The following is a 570-nucleotide window of genomic DNA, read 5'->3' on the forward strand; positions in this document are numbered from 1 at the left end:
TGGTGTAGGTCTGAACAGTATTGCCGGCGCTGTCGGTGCTGGTGCTGTTGCTCCAGTCTGAGGTGTAGCTGTAGCCTTGGCTGTCGGTAGTAGTGCTACTGCCCCAGGAGTTTCCGTTCGCGTCGTAAGTGGAAGTCGACTCGCTGGAACCGCTATCTCCATTGCTGTCCGACCAGTTGCTGCTGTAAGTTTGTACGGTATTGCCGGCGCTGTCGGTGCTGGTGTTGCTATTCCAGTTGGAGGTGGAGCTATAGCCCAGGCCATCGGTAAAGGTGCTGCTGCCCCAGGAGTTCCCGTTAGCATCGTAGCCGTAGGTCGATTCGCTGGAGCCGCTATTGCCGTAACTGTCTGACCAGCTGCTGGTATAAGTCTGAACGGTATTGCCGGCACTGTCGGCGTTGGTGCTATTGTTCCAATCGGAGGTGTAGCTATAACTTAGACCGTCGCTGTAGCTGGAGGTGCCACTGCCGCTCAGTTGATTCCAGTTTGCGTCGTAGATGGAAGCCGACTCGCTAGAGCCGCTGCCTCCGTTGCTGTCCGACCAGTTGCTGGTGTAGGTCTGAACAGTAT

The 570-nt window shown here is 56.1% G+C and carries 1 protein-coding gene; it reads right to left on the reverse strand.

Annotated features, from left to right (window positions below):
• The coding region (locus IT781_RS22150; RefSeq protein ID WP_228779369.1) for a hypothetical protein at positions 1-570 on the reverse strand (570 nt) is incomplete at both ends.

The organism is Methylobacter sp. BlB1, from assembly GCF_015476545.1.
Lineage (GTDB): Bacteria > Pseudomonadota > Gammaproteobacteria > Methylococcales > Methylomonadaceae > Methylobacter.